Source organism: Paenarthrobacter sp. NPDC057355, assembly GCF_042667405.1.
Lineage (GTDB): Bacteria > Actinomycetota > Actinomycetes > Actinomycetales > Micrococcaceae > Arthrobacter.
Map to the genome: position 1 here is coordinate 1 of NZ_JBHVAL010000059.1, position 1,340 is coordinate 1,340.

At 69.6% G+C, this 1,340-nt stretch carries 1 protein-coding gene; it reads left to right on the top strand.

Annotated features, from left to right (window positions below):
- Positions 1-21: 21 nt before the first annotated feature.
- The coding region (locus ACFUOZ_RS21380) for an acyltransferase domain-containing protein (RefSeq protein WP_377552053.1) at positions 22-1,340 on the top strand (1,319 nt) is incomplete at its 3' end.

The following is a 1,340-nucleotide window of genomic DNA, read 5'->3' on the forward strand; positions in this document are numbered from 1 at the left end:
TCGGAGGGTGACGTCGAGCTGCTGACCGAGGCACGCGAGTGGCCGGAGACGGGGCGTGCTCGGCGTGCGGGTGTGTCGTCGTTCGGGCTGAGCGGTACGAACGCGCACGTGATCATCGAGCAGGCTCCGGAGGAGGAGAAGGAGGCGGCGGCGGAGGCGGCGGTTGTCGGCGGTGCCGGGCCGGTGTCGGTTCCGGTGCTGGTGTCGGCGAAGAGTGCTGCTGGTGTGTCTGCTCAGGCGGCGAGGCTGGTGGCGTGGTTGGAGGGGCGTCCGGAGCTGTCCTTGGAGGGTGTGGTGCGGTCGTTGGCGGTGGAGCGGGTGGCGTTCGAGCACCGTGCCGCTGTGACGGGTGTGGGGCGCGGCGAGGTGTTGTCGGGTCTGCGGGCTGTGGCGGAGGGTCGTGGGCGGGTGGTGCGGGCGGTGAAGGGTGGCCGTTCGGCGTTCTTGTTCACGGGTCAGGGTGCGCAGCGGCTGGGGATGGGCCGGGAGTTGTATGAGGCGTTCCCGGTGTTCGCCGAGGTGTTTGACCGGGTGGTGGCGGAGTTGGGTCTGCCGTTGTCCGAGGTGGTGTGGGGTGAGGATGCGGGACGGTTGGAGCGGACGGAGTTCGCGCAGCCGGCGTTGTTCGCGTTCGAGGTGGCCCTGTTCCGACTGTTGGAGTCGTGGGGTGTGCGCCCGGACTTCGTGGCCGGGCATTCCGTCGGTGAGATCGCCGCTGCGCATGTGGCGGGGGTGTTCTCGTTGGAGGATGCGGCACGGTTGGTGGTGGCGCGGGGCCGGTTGATGCAGGCGTTGCCGGAGGGCGGCGCGATGGCCGCCGTCCAGGCCACCGAAGAGGAAATACGTCCTCTGCTGACCGACGTGGTTTCGATCGCGGCGGTCAACGGGCCGGCCTCGGTTGTTGTCTCGGGTGAGGCGGAGGCGGTCGAGGAGATCACCGCTCACTTCACCGCGCTGGGCCGTAAGACGTCCCGGCTGAAGGTGTCGCACGCGTTCCATTCGCCGTTGATGGAGCCGATGCTGGACGACTTCCGGGCGGTCGCGCAGTCGCTGTCGTACAGCGCCCCGGTGCTGCCGGTGGTGGCGGCCGGTGAGGTGACGGATCCGGAGTACTGGGTGCGGCACGTCCGTGACGCGGTCCGCTTCGCCGATGCGGTGGAGCGGCTGGTGGGCGAGGGCGTCACCCGGTTCGTGGAGGTGGGTCCTGATGGTGTGCTGACGGGGCTTGCGCAGGGTGTGCTGGAGGACGTCGAGTCGGTGCATCTGATCGCGGCGCAGCGGCGTAATCAGGGGGAAGTCGCTGCGGTCGTGTCCGCTCTGGCGGGGGTGCACAACAGTGG